At 35.1% G+C, this 653-nt stretch carries 1 protein-coding gene; it reads right to left on the bottom strand.

The window, feature by feature from the left end:
• Positions 1-320: 320 nt before the first annotated feature.
• Positions 321-653, bottom strand: a 333-nt coding sequence (locus GQR52_RS20380; RefSeq protein WP_165729618.1) for a hypothetical protein, incomplete at its 5' end; no start/stop codon positions are given.

The following is a 653-nucleotide window of genomic DNA, read 5'->3' on the forward strand; positions in this document are numbered from 1 at the left end:
AAAAATATCGCACTTATTTCAAGTACGCTTAGGCTGGTTCCTGGTGCCATGGTTTAAATCTCAATATTTATTTAATGATGCCTTGCTCATAATAAGCAAAGCAGAAAGGTTATTATTTTTTATACGGTTATCTCGTATTATATTCGTGTAGCCTAAACAAGCATACCCAAAATATTAATTATAAATACACACCCTACTCAATTAACGTCTTTCAAAGTATTAACTCACGCGTTAAATAAAACAAAAAAGCCCATGTTAGGAATTAACCTAACATGGGCTTTTTTACTCTCGCTATTTTATATCATACTTTTTTAAGTATTTTATAAAGCGCTTATCAAAGATAAGTCTTCTTTAGCGCGAGTTAAGTTATGCGATACCATTGCACTTTTAGACATTTCATTTGCTTCGTATAAATCAGCAAGGCCAGCAGTGTCGTTATTCGCTTTTAAACGAGCAACACCACGGTTGCTTAATGCGAATGACGTAAGTTGGCGTACTTTAAATTTAGGGCCATCTGCGTCTTTTAAAAGTGCGATTGCTTTAGTACAAATTGCTTCCGCTTGCGCATAATTTTTTGACTTAACATTCAGTGCGCAGCTATTAAATGATTGCTCAAGTGGCTGTGGCGCTGTTGCAGTTTCAATAACCATTAA

Source organism: Pseudoalteromonas sp. 31A1, from assembly GCF_011378815.1.
GTDB classification, from domain to species: domain Bacteria; phylum Pseudomonadota; class Gammaproteobacteria; order Enterobacterales; family Alteromonadaceae; genus Pseudoalteromonas; species Pseudoalteromonas arctica.